The organism is Variovorax sp. GW822-FHT04A09 (assembly GCF_058801005.1).
In genome coordinates this window covers 653,942-667,306 of the sequence record NZ_JBXAMV010000002.1, presented here as the reverse complement: position 1 = coordinate 667,306, position 13,365 = coordinate 653,942, and the positions used below count along the sequence as shown (strand labels likewise).

Sequence of the window (13,365 nt, the reverse complement as noted above, 5' to 3'; positions counted from 1 at the left end):
GGTCGACCGCCGCCTCGCGCGCCTTGGCTTCGAGAAAGCGGTCGGCCTCGGCCGCGTCGAACCACCAGGGCGCGAAGTTGCGCGGGTCGTCGAAACCGTTGACCACCGCGCTCGCCACGGCCGGCCTGTGCGTGGCGCTCTGCAGCAGCTTCTGCAGGTGCGGCGCAGGCGGCGTGAGCAGGCTGTGCGTCCAGTCGGTAGCCCAGCGCGCGTAGCCCTCCCAGTAGCGGTCGAAGGTCTGCTGCATCCACGCGGCATCGAACGGCGCGTCGCCATGTTCGAGGATGCGCTTGAGGTAGATATCGGCCGCCTTGGCCGCGTTGTTCGAGCCCTGCCCCGTGATCGGGTCGTTGAGCACGACGGCATCGGCGAGCCCCAGCACCTGGCGGCCCGAAGGCAGCGTGGCGACCGGGTGACGCACCACGGGCGTGACGCGGCCACGCAGCACGCCGTGGTCGTCCGTGAGCTCGATGTGTTCGCAGCGCTCGGCCTCCCACGGCAGGAAGGTGGCCAGGATCTGCTTGCTGCGCGCCAGGTGCTCCTGCGGCGTCTTCACGTCGTCCCAGCAGTCCATGGGGCCGCCGGGCACGCCCTCGAACACCATGATCTCGCACGGGCCGCTGGTGGTGAGCGCGGGGAACACGAAGTATTCGCCGACTCCCGGAATGAGATTGAAGCTCACGGCCGCGAACGGTTCGCGCGGGCGCACGCCCTTCACGTAGGTGAGCGCCAGCGCGCGCTGCGGCGCGTCGAAGGGCGAGCGCGCCGCGTCGCGCGGGAACAGCGCCGAGATCTCGCCCTTGCCGCTCGCGACGACCACGAGGTCGTGCGTGCGCGCGCAGTCTTCCAGCGTGTCGAGGTCGGCGTCCTGGTGCACGAGGCGACCGCCACGCGCTTCAAAGAGCTGCATCCACGCAGAGATCTTCAGGCGCTGGTCGACCGACTGCGCGGGGCCGTCGAGCTTCGCCTCCCACGCGATGGCGCGGCTGCCTTCGGGACTGCGCACCGACATGCCGATGCCCTCGACCACCGGGCAGGTGTCGGCCCAGCCGTCGAGCCCCAGTTCGCGCTCGGTCTGCAGCGCGGTCTCGAACATGCACTGGCTGGACATCACCGGCCCGTCGAAGATCTCCTGCGCCGTGCGGTTCGCATACACCGTCACGGCGTACCCTTTGGCCCGCAGGCCCAGTGCGAGCTGCATGCCGGACTGGCCGGCGCCGACGATGGCCACGCGTCGTGTCATGCGCTGGCTCCGCCTACGCAGCCGCCGCGGCGGCCGCGCAGGTGTCAAGGTAGCGGTCGGCCTCCTGCGGGTCGGCGAACCACGGGAAGAAGGTGCGCGGATCGTCGAATCCGTTGGCGATGGCGCTGGCCATCGGCGGCACGGCGCCGGCGCTGCCGAGCAGCTTGAGCACGTGCGGCGGCGGCGGTGCGAGCAGCATGTTGGTCCAGCGCGTGACCCACTGCGCGTAGCCGAACCAGTAGCGGTCGAAGGTCTGCTGCATCCACGGCGCATCGGCCGCGCCCTCGCCGCGCGCCAGGATGCTTTTCAGGTAGGTGTCCGCGCACTTGGCCGCGTTGTTCGAGCCCTGCCCCGTGATCGGGTCGTTGAGCACCACCACGTCGGCCAGGCCGAGCACCTTGCGGCCCGAAGGCAGCGTGGCGATGGGCTTGCGCACGGTGGGTGCGAAGCGGCCGGCGAGGATGCCGTTGTCGTCGGTGAGTTCGATGTCGGCGCAGCGCTCGGCCTCCCAGGGCGTGAAGGTGTCGAGGATCCACTTGCTGCGCGCCAGGTGTTCCTGCGGGGTCTTCACGTCGGCCCAGCAGTCCATCGGGCCGCCGGGCACGCCTTCGAACACCATGATCTCGCACGGGCCCGTGGTGGTGAGCGCCGGGAACACGAAGTACTCGCCCACGCCCGGAATGAGGTTGAAGCACACGGCCGAGTACGGCGTGCGCGGGCGCATGCCCTTCACGTAGGTAAGCGCCAGTGCGCGCTGCGGCTGGTCGTAGGTCGACTTGGCGGCGTCGCGCTCGAAGAGCTTGGAGATCTCGCCCTTGCCGCTGGCCACCAGCGTGAGGTCGTGGCTGCGGGTGCAGGCCTCGAGGTCGTCGATGCCCGCGTCCTTGAAGACCAGCTCGCCGCCCTTCTGCTGGAACAGCGCCATCCACGCCGGCACCTTCACGCGCTGGTCGACCGACTGCGCGCTCGAGTTCAGCCGCGCCGCCCATTCGATGGCCTTGGCGCCCTTCTGCTCGGGGTGCGGCACGGCGAAGCCGATGCCGTCCACCGTGGGGCAGTCGCTGGCCCAATGGTCGAGCCCGAGGTCGCGCTCGACCTGCAGCGCGGTGTGGAACATGCACTGGCTCGACATGACCTTGCCGTGGCGGATGTCGTCCGCCGTGCGATTGCTGTACATGGTGACCTCGTAGCCTGCGTCCAGCAGGCCGAGTCCCAGTTGCAGGCCCGACTGGCCCGCGCCGACGATGGCGATTCGCTTCATGGCTTGCTCCTTCTGTGTTGTCTCGTGGGGTGTTGTTGTGGATGCCGATCAGGGTTCCATCAGGCGGGGAATGGCCGGCACGGCCTGCTCCGGGCCCATGGCGGAGTAGCCGCCGTCCACCGCGTAGTCGGCGCCGGTGACGAAGCTCGCGTGCTCGGAGCACAGGAACAGCACCACCTGCGCCACCTCGTCGGGGTCGCCGACGCGCCCCAGCAGGTGATAGGGAGCGGCCACGCGGTCGGTGCGCGCGCGGTCGCCGCCCGTCAGCTGGTCCATCACGGCCGACCAGGTCCAGCCCGGCGAGACGCTGTTCACGCGGATGCGGTCGGGTGCGAGGTCCATCGCCATGTTGCGCGTGAGCTGCGCCATCGCGGCCTTGCTCACGGGGTAGAGCCAGCGCCCGGTCTGGGCCACGCGCGACGAGATGCTGGTGAAGTTGACCACCGCCCCGCCGCCGGCCGCCACCATGTGCGGGTGCACCGCCTGCAGCATCGCGACGGCGCTGGCCACGTTCACGTTGAACGAGGTGAGCCAGTCGGCGCGCGGCGACTTGAAGCCGTCGTCCACGTACGAGCACGCCAGGTTCACCAGAAAGTGCACGCCGCCGTGGCGGGCCGCGGCCTCCTCGACGCAGGCCTTCACCTGCGCGTCGTCGGTGATGTCGGTGCGCATGAAGCGCACCCCGGCGCCCAGTGCGTCGGCCAGCGGCTGGCCCTTGTCGGCGTCGATGTCGGCGACGACCACCTTCACGCCCGCCGCGTGGAAGGCGCGCACCACGCCGGCGCCTATCAATGTCGAACCACCCGTGACGATGGCGCTCTTGCCTTCGAGTCCCTTGAACATGACGCTTGCTCTCCTCGGTTGAATCGCCGGTTCGGCGAATGGGCCAAAGGTAGAACGCAAGGCCTCGCCGGCCGATCCGGAAAACGCAGGCGCTGTCCCTGCCGCGCAGGTTTTTTCGGGGGGTCCAAGGGACGGCCCGAATTGTGGGCTGGAAGGCTTTTTGCTACGGTCTGCCCGCTTCCCTATGGAAACCGCCACCGCCCCACGACTGCCGCTGCAGCGTTACCGTTTGTTCGAGAGCCACGACATGGACGAGGCGCGCGAGAGCGTGGCCCGCGTGTTCTGCCCCCACGGCCTCACGATGCTGCGCCCGCGCACCGAACTGGACGCCTGCCACCACAGCGCGCGGCTGCACCGCGACGTGAGCCTCAATTACGTGCAGTACGGCCCCGGCGTGCAGATCGACCCGGGCTACCTGCAAGACTTCTTCCTGTTGCAGATTCCGTTGCGCGGCGGCGCCGACATCCGCTGCGGCGGCCAGCAGGTCGACGCCACGCCGCGCGTCGCCTCGCTGCCCTCGCCCACCGAATTGCTGTCGATGCGCTGGGCCGACGACAGCCCGCACCTGATCGTGCGCATCGCGCGCGCGGCGCTGCTGTCGCGGCTCGAGGCACTGCTGCAGGCGCCGGTGCGCCAGCACCTGGTATTCGACCTCGGCGTGCCGCTGGACAACCCCGCGCTCGCGCCGCTGGTGCACTTCATCGACTACCTGCGGCTCACGCTCGACGCCGGCAATGCGCTGCAAGGCGGCGGGCGCCTGGCCGAGCATGCCGAGGAGTACCTGATGTCGAGCCTGCTCATGTCGGCCGGCCACAACCACTCGCGCGCGCTCGCCGGCGACGCGCAGCGCCACCTGCTGCCGCGCGCGGTGCGCAAGGCGCAGGAGTTCATGGCCGCGCACGCCGAGCAGCCGCTGTCGCTGGCCGACGTGTGCCGCGAGGCCGGCTGCAGCGCGCGCGCCCTGCAGATCGCGTTCCGCCAACATGCGGGCCAGGGACCGATGGAGTTCCTGCGCGAGCTGCGGCTGGACCGGGTGCGCGCCGAGCTGCAGGCCGCGTCCACGCAGACGGGCGTGCGCGACGTGGCGGAAAAATACGGCTTCCTTCACCTGGGCCATTTCGCGGCCCAGTACCGCGCGCGCTTCGGCGAGCGGCCTTCGGACACCCGCACGCGCCACGCACCGGCGGAACACTGACCCGGCGCGTCGGGCTCAGGCCCGGTCGCGGTGATCGGCTTCGCCGTGCTTCCAGTAGCCCTTGGCGGTCAGGCGCGTGCGCGCCAGGCCCTGGTCGTTCAGGAAATGGGCGCGCAACGTGCGCACCACGCCCGACTCGCCCGCCAGCCAGATGTAACCCGGCCCCGCCGGCTGCGGCCGGTGCATCAGCTGTTGTTGAAGCGCCAGCCCCGGCTCGGCCGGATCGCCGGTGAGCCAGCAGGTGCGCAGCACGGCCTGGCTGCGGATCTCCTGCACATCGGCCGCCGTGGGCACTTCGACATAGGTCTTGAGGCGGATCTCCGGCCCGAGGCTCGCGGCAATCGACTGGATCGCAGGCAGCGCGGTCGCGTCGCCGGCCAGCATCACCCAGCGCGCGTCGTCCGGGAGCGCGAAGCCGCCGTCGCGCGGCCCGGCGAAGCCGATGCGTTCGCCCGGCTGCGCCCGTGCCGCCCAGGCCGAAGCGGGGCCTTCGTGGCCGCTGTCGCCGTGCAGCACGAAGTCCAGCGCGAGCGTGGCGGCGACGCGGTCGATGCGCCGAAGGGTGTAGGCCCGCCCTTCGCCGCCGGGCACGAACACCTTCACCCAGGCGCCGGGTAGGTCGGCCGCCGCGTGGCGCAAGAAGGCGGCGACGTCCGGGCCGCCGAGGGTGATGCAGCGCATGTGCGGCGTCACGAGGCGGCACTGGAGGACATGGGCTTCCAGCCGCGTGCCCCGTTCGGGTGGGACCGCGGCGATTGGCTGCAGGAGCGGGAAGACGGAAGGCAACGCACGCGGCGCGTGGGCCTCGGAGGCATTGGCTGTCATGGTGTGTGTATCGATTCGGATGTTGCGAACTCTTGAATGCGAGCATTTGCTCGGTTCTTCTTAGAATACGAGCCTTCACTCGCATTGAAAACTCGCATTCGAACCGCCCGATGAAATCCCTTCCCCAGCCAAGAAAGGCGCCGCGCCAGGCGCGCTCCCAGCAGATGGTCGAGGTCATTCTGGAAGCCACGGCTCGCGTTCTGGGCGAGCGCGGCTATGCCGGCACCAACACCAACGTGGTCGCCGAACGCGCCGGCGTGAGCGTGGGCTCGCTCTACCAGTACTTCCCGAACAAGGACTCGCTGATCACGGCGCTGCACGAGCGACACGCGGGGCAGATGTACGCGGTGATCGACGAGGTGCTGGCCGCCTCGCGTGCGCGCAGCCTGCGCGGGCGTGTGCAGGCCATGGTGCGCGCGCTGCTCGCGGCGCATGCGCTCTACCCGGCGCTGCATCGCGTGCTCGAAAAGGAATTTCCCTTCTTCGACACGCCGCGCGAAGAAAGCCCCGCCGACCACGACATCTTCCGGCGCGTGCGCCAGCTGCTGGACGAGCACCGCCCCGAGCTCGCGCCGCGCAACCTCGACCTCGCCACCTGGGTGGTGCTGCAGATCATGGAGACGCTGGTGCATGCGGCCGTCATCGAGCCGCCCGCACAGTTCGAGCCGGCCGCGCTCGAGGCCTCGATCGTCGATGCGCTCATGGGCTATCTCTGCGGCCCGGCCGGGCGCTAGACAGTGGGATCTCATGCGTGAACCTCCAGGAAGACGGGGACAGACACGGAAACACGTCCCCTCCTGCGCATGACAAATGAAAAGGAAAAATGGGAAGCCCCACCGCGCACGCCCTGCACCGCGCGGCGTCAATCTGGCAAAGGTTGTGCGGGTACTGAACGGATTCGGCCGCATCCGGCCTAGACTCCCCCGCATGAACGCCCAGCCCTTCCTCCACACCTTGACGTCCCGCCCCGGCGGTTGCACGCCTGCGTGGGCGCGGATGACAGCGGCGGCCCAGCAGACGCCCGCACATTCCTGAGCCCGGCGGTCCGCCTCTTTCCCCCTCTCTCTTTTCAGCGCAAACCATCGACCGCCGGGCACCTGCCCCGCGCGGCTGCGCCCCCGTCATCCGGGGTCGCGTTCGACTGGAGTGCGTCATGCATCATCATCAGGTTCAGCGGGAGCACGCCCTTCCCGGAGGCGGCGTCGCATCCAGCACGCCGTCCTTTCAATCCATCCTCGCCGTCACCGACCTGACGGCGCGCGGCAACCGCGCGGTCGAACGCGCCGCCCTGCTCGCGGCCGAGCACGGCGCGCTGCTGAAGCTCGTGTACGCGCCCGCGGACCTAGCGCCGCTCGCGCACGCCGAAGCAGCGACTGCCCTCGCGGGGCTGGCTCGCGCCATGGCCTCGCGCTTCGATGTGCTGGTCAAGCAGGTCGCGGGGCCGGGCGGCGGCCTCGCGCAGATCGTGGACGAGGCGCGCTACGTCGACCTCGTGGTGCTGAGCCACGAACGCGACCGCTCGCCTGCCGCCTTCTTCACCGGCCAACCCGTGGAGCGCCTGTTGCGGCAGCTGCGCTGCCCGGTGCTCGTGACGCGGCTCGACACGCGCCTGCGCTACAGCCGCATCCTCGTGGCCGTCGACTTCACGCCCGCCTCGCGCGAGCTCGTGAGCCTGGCCCACGGGCTGGACCCCGACGCCGCGCTGGAGCTGTTCCACGCACTCAACACGATGCACGAGAGCAAGCTGCGCTACGCCGAAGTGTCCGAACACGCCATCAAGACCTACCGCCACGACAGCATGCGGCAGGCGCGCGAGCGGCTGTTCTCGCTCACCGACTCGTCGAGCGCGCGGCGCAACCGCGTGCTGTCGGCCATCGGCCGCGGCGACCCGGCGCGGCAGGCCACAGTGCAGCAGCAGCATGCGCGCGCCGAGCTGCTGGTGGTCGGCAAGCGCCGCGCCCATCCGCTGGCCGACTTCCTGTTCGGCAGCGTGGCGCAACGCGTGCTGTGCTGGGCCACGGGCGACGTGCTGGTCGTGCCCGCCGACCGCCGCGCCGACACCCCGTCGCTCGTCATTTCGAGGAAGCTGCAAGATGTTCGCTGAAGACCCGCTCACCAAGTACCCGCTGCGCCAGTCGCTGCTGCCCGGCGCCGAAGGCCTGGCCGTCTTCGCCCAGCGCGGGCCGGTCGACTGGCTCTCGCGGCCCGACCAGTACGTGTTCATCTGCGAAGGACGCGGCGGCCGGATCTACGCGGCGAACGAGGCCGCGCTCGAAGAGGCCCAGCAGCTGATCCGGGACGCGCACGGCGACCAGGTCGTCTCGCGCGAACCCGAGATCCACACCTTCGTCGATCCCGCGCTCGACGCGGTGGTGGAGCCGATCATGTTCCTGCGCCTGAAGAGCCCGCGCGCCTACGCCACCGTGCTGCGCGACGAACTCGACCGGCGCCGCGCGGACGTGAAGGAAGAAGACCTGCAGCGCCACGACGTCGTGATCCGCGCCGAGGTGCGGCTGGCCGACCTCATGGGCTACGCGAAGGCGGCGCTGACGATGTCGAACGGCTCGGCGGTGATCTGGAACTGGCTGCTGCGCTACGGGATGGCCTGAGGCTGCGGCCGGGCGCCTCTTCTCCCTCCCACAAACCCGGTAGCCGGATTTCGGCCGGCGCGGCTAGATTTGCGACATGGCCGACAACCCGCTGTTCCTCTTCTTCACGATGACCGAGAAATTCTCGGACCACCTGAGCGCGACCGGCGCCTACCCGGAGAAGTTCGTGCTGAACCTTGCGCAGCACGACACCTACCTGCGCGACGTGGCGCTCTTCAACGCGGGCCGCCAGCGCCCCCTGGACCCGGCCTTGCACATGGGCATCCGCATCGAGATCGATGCGGCCTCGCCGGGTGTGATGGTGGCCTCCGACGGCACGCAGGTCCTGCTGCTGGGGTAGCGCTGCGCTTGAACTCGCGCAACCTGGGAAGGCGCGAACCGGTCAATGACCGAACAGGGCGCCCGATCAAAACCGGCGCACCGCCAGGCAAAGGCGGCTGACGAGATCCTCCGCAGAATCGGACTCCCCTCGGAGCGACGCGCATCGCCAAGCGTCGATCGAAGTCCAAATGAATCTGAATCTGGGAACTGCTGCGTTCTTCACGGCGCTGGCGGAGTTTGTCCTTGCCGCCGGCATGCTGGCGCTGTGGGCGAAGGGACGCGCGCGCTATCTGCTGGTCTGGGGCGTCGGCTTCCTTGTCTTCGGCGTCGGCGCCTTGCTGCTCATCCTGCGGGACAGGATCCCGGACTTCTTCTCCATCCTCCTCGGGAATTTCCTCACGACACTGAGTTCGGTCCTGTTCTACGTGGGCATCTGCCTGTTCTTCGATCGGCGCCGCGCGTGGCTGCCCTGGATGGCAGGGGTACTGGCGGTGGAAGTGGCCTTGCTGGCCTGCTTCTCCTATGTCACGTACGACACCTCGGCGCGTGTCTACGTGTACGGCGCGGCCCAGTCTGTGATCGCCCTGATGACCCTTCAGGCACTGTGCACGATGGGTCGTGGGCGCGGGGGAAACAGCAACCCCGAAGTGGTCGTCGTCGCCTTGCTGGCGTTGCTGGTTCATGGTGCACGCCTGGTCGGCACGCCCTTCTTTCCCGTGCCACAGGATTTTCTGGCGTCGGGCAATTTCCAGACCCTGCTGGCCTTCGGCTTGAAGTTGACCCACATCGGCTACGCACTCGCCTTCGGCAACATGCACGCCGCCGCCTTGCATGCCGATCTGCGCGCGGCCCTTGCCCACATCGAGGCCAAGGCCCATCAGAAAGTCGAGATCCTGGGCTACATCGGCCACGACCTGCGCGCACCGCTTGCGACGATCGGCGGGTACGCGTCTCTCCTGCTCGCCGATGCGCACGACACGCAGCGCAAGCATCTGCTGACCATCCAGCGCAGCGTCAAGTACCAGCTCCACCTGATCGACGAACTGCTGGAGTACGCCAAGGCAGAGCTGCAACCGCTGACGGTCCACCCCGTCACCACCGACCTGCCGCGCCTGCTGGACGACATTTCCGACTACGCCGTCGCTCTGTGCGCGCAGCGCAACAACCGCTTTCGCTACCGCCCTTCCGAGCGAATGCCCCGAGAGATCGGCCTGGACGGAAAGCGCATGCAGCAGGTGCTGCTGAACCTGCTGTCCAACGCCGCCAAGTTCACGCGCGACGGTGTGGTGACCTTGTCGGTCACGGCCCGGCCCGAGGGGCGCGCCTGTGTCTTGAGCTTCGCGGTCAGTGACACCGGGATCGGCATCGACATGAGCCGGAACATCGACATCTTCGGCGCCTTCCAGCAGATGCACCCCGCGAGCGGCAGCACGGGCTTGGGCCTGTTCATCGCGCAGCGCATCGTCTCGGCCATGGGCGGAACGCTGAGTGTGGCCAGCGTGGCCGGTCAGGGTGCGACGTTCTCCTTCGCGCTGTCGGTGCCGGTCGATGCCTCCGACGCGGACTGGCCCGTCGTCGCGCAGCGGGAAACCGCGCCTGGCGAGCCATCACCGGCGCCCGCGATGCCCCGAGATGCCATGCCGGAGGATCGCGCCCTGGACGAACTCGCCAGCCTGGCGCTTGAGGGCCGCGTCACGGACATCGAGCACTGGATCGAACGCCACGCCGACGAAGCCGCCTACGCGCCGTTCCTGGCTCTGCTTGCCAACCTGCTGGAGCGGTTGGACCTGCGCGGGATTCACGCGCTGGTGAACCGCCGCGCCCCGTCCTAGATGTGCAGCGCCGCCAGCGCGCCGATCGCCACGCCCGCGACGGCGACGCCGTACATCGCGCGCTCCAGCCATTTCTTCCGGGTGAGCAGCGCAATGGCCGCCAGCGCGATGGAGACCTGCAGCACGGTGGTGGCCTGCGCCCAGCGGTGGTGCTGGTGCATCTGCGTCTCGGATTGCGCGTCCCAGCGGCTGGCCTCGTCCTCCAGCTTCTTGGCGGCGGCCTGGATCTCGGTCTTCTCCTGCTCGTAGCGGGTGACCTTCACCTGCCAGCCCTGGCGACGGCCGTCGTCGGTGGCAGTGTCGCGTGCGAACTCCGCCAGCGCCTGCTTGGTGCTCTTCGACTGGAAGTAATTCCACTGGTTGGAGGCCTCGGTCTTCTTGATGGCCGCGTTGTTCTTGTAGAGGCCGGCGTTGGCCTGCGTGGCCCCGCCCATGTACGCGAAGATCGCGCCCGCCGTCGCAATGGCCGCGGTGCTGACAGCGATCTTTCCCGTCGTGCTCATGCCCTTGCCTGAGGAGGCTGCATCACCGTGGCCGTGGTCGTGGCCGCCGGATGCTGCATGTTCGAGTTCGTGATCGTGCGGACCATGCACGTGAAAGCCGTGTCCTGACATGAAGTTCTTCTAGGCGTTGTTGTTGGAAATCTGGAGGGCGCGCGAGTATGCCCGGACTTCATGCGTCGATGGCTCGGGGAAAGTCCTGTCGGCCCTGCGGATGCGCAGGGCTCGCAGGCAACCGCCGGGAGCGCGTGGCTGCGCTCCGGAAACGTGCTGCGCTCAGGTCAACCGCGCGTGCGTGCGAGCCGGGCCTGGCAGCAGATCACTGATGCCAGGCCCGGCAGATTCGCAGGGATCGACGTTCCCGATGTCAGTCGCGATCCTCGTAGTAGCGACGGTGCTGCTCACGCTCCCATTGACGGCGGCGCCATTCACGGCGCTCTGCGCGGCGTTCCTCCCAGCGTTGCGCGCGACGCTCTTCCCAACGGGATTCAGGCTCGTAGTAGACAGGTGCCGGGGCGGAGTAGACCGGCTGTGCGGGCTGGTAGTAGGTCGGGGCTGGCCTCGAATAGACAGGCGCCGGCTCGTAATAGACCGGTGCGGGCTCGCTCACGACCACGCCAGGCAAGTTGACGCCAATGGACCAGCTGGTGGCTGCACTGGCCGATGCGGCGGTGAAAACGGCGGCGGCAGCCACGAGACCTGCGACACCGAGCTTGAGAGTGGACCGGGGAAAAATCATTTCATCTCCTGGAGGGCGAGAAGCTGCCCTGATGCATCACCAACGCCTGGCCTGGCGGCGTCGCGTACATCGCCACGGTGAAGAACGTTCCCAAATGTCACGCTGCCGGCAGGTAGTGGTGGGGTTAGCCGGAATCCCTGGAACAAGTGCCCATCCGCGCCCTAGCCCCGGAGCAAAACAAAAAGCCCCAGTAGCAAAACTGCTACTGGGGCTTGTGTTTGGCGGAGTGGACGGGACTCGAACCCGCGACCCCCGGCGTGACAGGCCGGTATTCTAACCAACTGAACTACCACTCCTGGTAGACAACGTTCGTTCCTTGCGGAACCGAGTGTTGACGACTCGTGCCGACTTCACCGAAGTGAAACTGGCGACCCTACGGGGATTCGAACCCCGGTAGCCACCGTGAAAGGGTGGTGTCCTAGGCCTCTAGACGATAGGGTCAAAACCTTGGACGTGCTGCGATCAGCATCTCTAACCTACTCGACACTTTGATGGTGGAGGTAAACGGGATCGAACCGATGACCTCTTGCATGCCATGCAAGCGCTCTCCCAGCTGAGCTATACCCCCGTGTGGGTGTCGAGCCTCGAATTATAGCCCGATTTTTCAGGCCTTTTTCAATCGCTCGATAACTTTTTCGCGGGAAAAAATTTCGAGCACTGAATCGAGGGACGGTGTCTGCGATGTTCCCATCACAAGCACTCGTACTGGCATCGCTAACACGGGCATTTTCAGCGCGTGTGTCGCGAGGACTTCCTTGATCATAACTGCGATTTCGGCCCTCTCCCAGGCGACCGTCATCAATTTTTCAACGAGTGTTGCGATCGCGGGCTTCACTGCATCGGTGATGTGCTGCGCGCGGTCTGCATCGCTCACTTCGATGTCCGCATAGAAGGCCGCAGCCCAACCAGCGAGCGCCACCGTGGTGTCGCAACGGTCCTTGAAGAGCGCACAGATCGCAGGCAGACGCTCATCGGCGACGATGCCGCGCTTTTGCAACTGCGCTGCAACAAGCGGCGCGAGCTCGTCGCCGCTCCTGGCCTTGATGTACTGCGCATTCACCCATGCAAGCTTGGCCGCGTCCCACTGCGCGGGGCTCTTCGACAGGTGCGATCCGTCGAACCAGCTCACCATCTGCTCGCGCGTGAAGAGCTCGTCGTCGCCGTGGCTCCAGCCCAGGCGCGCGAGGTAGTTGAGCATGGCTTCAGGCAGGTAGCCGTTGTCCTCGTACGCTGTGACGCTCACCGCGCCGCGGCGCTTCGAGAGCTTCTGCCCGTCGTCGCCGAGGATCACAGGCACGTGGCCGAACTGCGGCAGCGGTGCGCCGAGTGCGCGGAAGATGTTGATCTGCCACGGCGTGTTGTTGATGTGCTCGTCGCCGCGGAACACGTGCGTGATGGCCATGTCCCAGTCGTCGACCACCACCGCGAAGTTGTAGGTGGGCACACCGTCGGGCCGCAGGATGATCAGGTCGTCGATCTCGCGGTTGTTGATGGTGATCTCGCCCTTGACGAGGTCGTTCCACGTCACATCGCCTTCGGGCGGATTGCAGAAGCGCACCACGGGCGGCACGCCTTCGGGCACGGGCGGCAGCACCTTGCCGGGCGCCGGGCGCCAGCGGCGGTCGTACAGCGTCTTCTCGCCGCGCGCGCGTTGGGCTTCGCGCATCTCGTCGAGCTCGGCCGGCGTGCAGTAGCAGTGGTAGGCGGTGCCGGCCGCGAGCATCTGTGCGATGACTTCGCGGTAGCGCTCGAGGCGCTGCATCTGGTAGATCGGGCCTTCGTCGTAGTCGAGGCCGAGCCAGTGCATCGACGCGAGGATCTGGTCGGTCGAGTCCTGCGTGGAGCGGGCCACGTCGGTGTCCTCGATGCGCAGCACGAACTCGCCGCCGTGGTGGCGCGCATAGGCCCACGAATAGAGTGCGGTGCGCGCCGTGCCCAGGTGCAGGAAGCCGGTGGGAGACGGTGCGATGCGGGTGCGAACTTTGCCGGTCATGAAA

At 68.0% G+C, this 13,365-nt stretch carries 12 protein-coding genes, 3 tRNA genes and 1 pseudogene; 6 read left to right on the top strand and 10 right to left on the bottom strand.

Annotated features, from left to right (window positions below; genetic code table 11):
- Positions 1–7: 7 nt before the first annotated feature.
- From AC1RLW_RS14260 to AC1RLW_RS14250, 3 genes and pseudogenes are all read right to left on the bottom strand, one after another.
- A pseudogene (locus AC1RLW_RS14260) lies at positions 8–1,243 on the bottom strand (styrene monooxygenase/indole monooxygenase family protein); the annotation flags it as partial.
- Between the two features lie 13 nt (positions 1,244–1,256).
- Complete coding sequence (locus AC1RLW_RS14255; protein ID WP_070062425.1) at positions 1,257–2,504, bottom strand: styrene monooxygenase/indole monooxygenase family protein; 1,248 nt, start codon at positions 2,502–2,504, stop codon at positions 1,257–1,259.
- 48 nt (positions 2,505–2,552) lie between these two features.
- Positions 2,553–3,347 carry an SDR family oxidoreductase gene (locus AC1RLW_RS14250; RefSeq protein WP_493193555.1) on the bottom strand — a complete coding sequence of 265 codons (795 nt, stop codon included), beginning with the start codon at positions 3,345–3,347 and terminating at the stop codon, positions 2,553–2,555.
- A gap of 184 nt (positions 3,348–3,531) precedes the next feature.
- Here AC1RLW_RS14250 and AC1RLW_RS14245 point away from each other — a divergent pair, with 184 nt between their 5' ends.
- Positions 3,532–4,542 (top strand): AraC family transcriptional regulator, encoded by a 1,011-nt coding sequence (locus tag AC1RLW_RS14245; protein ID WP_307637827.1) that lies wholly within the window; start codon positions 3,532–3,534, stop codon positions 4,540–4,542.
- A 15-nt stretch (positions 4,543–4,557) separates the two neighbouring features.
- On the opposite strand, the gene AC1RLW_RS14240 is transcribed toward AC1RLW_RS14245, so the two are convergent.
- Positions 4,558–5,367: a siderophore-interacting protein gene (locus tag AC1RLW_RS14240; RefSeq protein WP_493193552.1), complete on the bottom strand. Its 810-nt coding sequence runs from the start codon at positions 5,365–5,367 to the stop codon at positions 4,558–4,560.
- A 110-nt stretch (positions 5,368–5,477) separates the two neighbouring features.
- On the opposite strand from AC1RLW_RS14240, the gene AC1RLW_RS14235 reads away from it, so the two are divergent.
- From AC1RLW_RS14235 to AC1RLW_RS14215, 5 genes are all read left to right on the top strand, one after another.
- Positions 5,478–6,101, top strand: a complete 624-nt coding sequence (locus tag AC1RLW_RS14235) for a TetR/AcrR family transcriptional regulator (protein WP_369646201.1) — start codon at positions 5,478–5,480, stop codon at positions 6,099–6,101.
- A gap of 419 nt (positions 6,102–6,520) precedes the next feature.
- Entirely contained in the window at positions 6,521–7,471 is a 951-nt protein-coding gene (locus AC1RLW_RS14230; protein WP_095746320.1) for a universal stress protein, read from the top strand.
- Positions 7,461–7,976: a hypothetical protein gene (locus AC1RLW_RS14225; RefSeq protein WP_493193551.1), complete on the top strand. Its 516-nt coding sequence runs from the start codon at positions 7,461–7,463 to the stop codon at positions 7,974–7,976. Before AC1RLW_RS14230 ends, AC1RLW_RS14225 begins: the two co-directional genes overlap by 11 nt.
- 76 nt (positions 7,977–8,052) lie before the next feature.
- Positions 8,053–8,316, top strand: a complete 264-nt coding sequence (locus AC1RLW_RS14220) for a hypothetical protein (protein ID WP_070062421.1) — start codon at positions 8,053–8,055, stop codon at positions 8,314–8,316.
- A gap of 169 nt (positions 8,317–8,485) precedes the next feature.
- Positions 8,486–10,129, top strand: a complete 1,644-nt coding sequence (locus AC1RLW_RS14215; RefSeq protein WP_493193549.1) for an ATP-binding protein — start codon at positions 8,486–8,488, stop codon at positions 10,127–10,129.
- Here the strand turns inward: AC1RLW_RS14215 and AC1RLW_RS14210 are convergent.
- The 6 genes from AC1RLW_RS14210 to gltX form a co-directional block, all read right to left on the bottom strand.
- Positions 10,126–10,743, bottom strand: a complete 618-nt coding sequence (locus tag AC1RLW_RS14210; protein ID WP_139702098.1) for a DUF4337 domain-containing protein — start codon at positions 10,741–10,743, stop codon at positions 10,126–10,128. The two genes, AC1RLW_RS14215 and AC1RLW_RS14210, sit on opposite strands and share 4 nt — an antisense overlap.
- A 253-nt stretch (positions 10,744–10,996) precedes the next feature.
- Positions 10,997–11,368, bottom strand: a complete 372-nt coding sequence (locus AC1RLW_RS14205) for a hypothetical protein (protein WP_159275861.1) — start codon at positions 11,366–11,368, stop codon at positions 10,997–10,999.
- A gap of 219 nt (positions 11,369–11,587) precedes the next feature.
- Positions 11,588–11,664: transfer RNA gene (locus tag AC1RLW_RS14200), tRNA-Asp, on the bottom strand.
- Between the two features lie 69 nt (positions 11,665–11,733).
- A tRNA-Glu gene (locus tag AC1RLW_RS14195) sits at positions 11,734–11,809 on the bottom strand.
- Between the two features lie 51 nt (positions 11,810–11,860).
- Positions 11,861–11,936: transfer RNA gene (locus AC1RLW_RS14190), tRNA-Ala, on the bottom strand.
- Between the two features lie 36 nt (positions 11,937–11,972).
- On the bottom strand, positions 11,973–13,361 hold the full coding sequence (gene gltX / locus AC1RLW_RS14185) for a glutamate--tRNA ligase (protein WP_493193547.1): 1,389 nt from the start codon (positions 13,359–13,361) through the stop codon (positions 11,973–11,975).
- Positions 13,362–13,365 lie beyond the last annotated feature (4 nt).

What these genes read in the sequence shown, in the direction of transcription:
- AC1RLW_RS14240 (WP_493193552.1), bottom strand. Translation starts at nt 5,367, where the DNA reads ATGACAGCCAATGCCTCCGAGGCCCACGCGCCGCGTGCGTTGCCTTCC.
- gltX (WP_493193547.1), bottom strand. Translation starts at nt 13,361, where the DNA reads ATGACCGGCAAAGTTCGCACCCGCATCGCACCGTCTCCCACCGGCTTC.
- AC1RLW_RS14210 (WP_139702098.1), bottom strand. Translation starts at nt 10,743, where the DNA reads ATGTCAGGACACGGCTTTCACGTGCATGGTCCGCACGATCACGAACTC.
- AC1RLW_RS14250 (WP_493193555.1), bottom strand. Translation starts at nt 3,347, where the DNA reads ATGTTCAAGGGACTCGAAGGCAAGAGCGCCATCGTCACGGGTGGTTCG.
- AC1RLW_RS14235 (WP_369646201.1), top strand. Translation starts at nt 5,478, where the DNA reads ATGAAATCCCTTCCCCAGCCAAGAAAGGCGCCGCGCCAGGCGCGCTCC.
- AC1RLW_RS14205 (WP_159275861.1), bottom strand. Translation starts at nt 11,368, where the DNA reads ATGATTTTTCCCCGGTCCACTCTCAAGCTCGGTGTCGCAGGTCTCGTG.
- AC1RLW_RS14225 (WP_493193551.1), top strand. Translation starts at nt 7,461, where the DNA reads ATGTTCGCTGAAGACCCGCTCACCAAGTACCCGCTGCGCCAGTCGCTG.
- AC1RLW_RS14255 (WP_070062425.1), bottom strand. Translation starts at nt 2,504, where the DNA reads ATGAAGCGAATCGCCATCGTCGGCGCGGGCCAGTCGGGCCTGCAACTG.
- AC1RLW_RS14220 (WP_070062421.1), top strand. Translation starts at nt 8,053, where the DNA reads ATGGCCGACAACCCGCTGTTCCTCTTCTTCACGATGACCGAGAAATTC.
- AC1RLW_RS14245 (WP_307637827.1), top strand. Translation starts at nt 3,532, where the DNA reads ATGGAAACCGCCACCGCCCCACGACTGCCGCTGCAGCGTTACCGTTTG.
- AC1RLW_RS14215 (WP_493193549.1), top strand. Translation starts at nt 8,486, where the DNA reads ATGAATCTGAATCTGGGAACTGCTGCGTTCTTCACGGCGCTGGCGGAG.
- AC1RLW_RS14230 (WP_095746320.1), top strand. Translation starts at nt 6,521, where the DNA reads ATGCATCATCATCAGGTTCAGCGGGAGCACGCCCTTCCCGGAGGCGGC.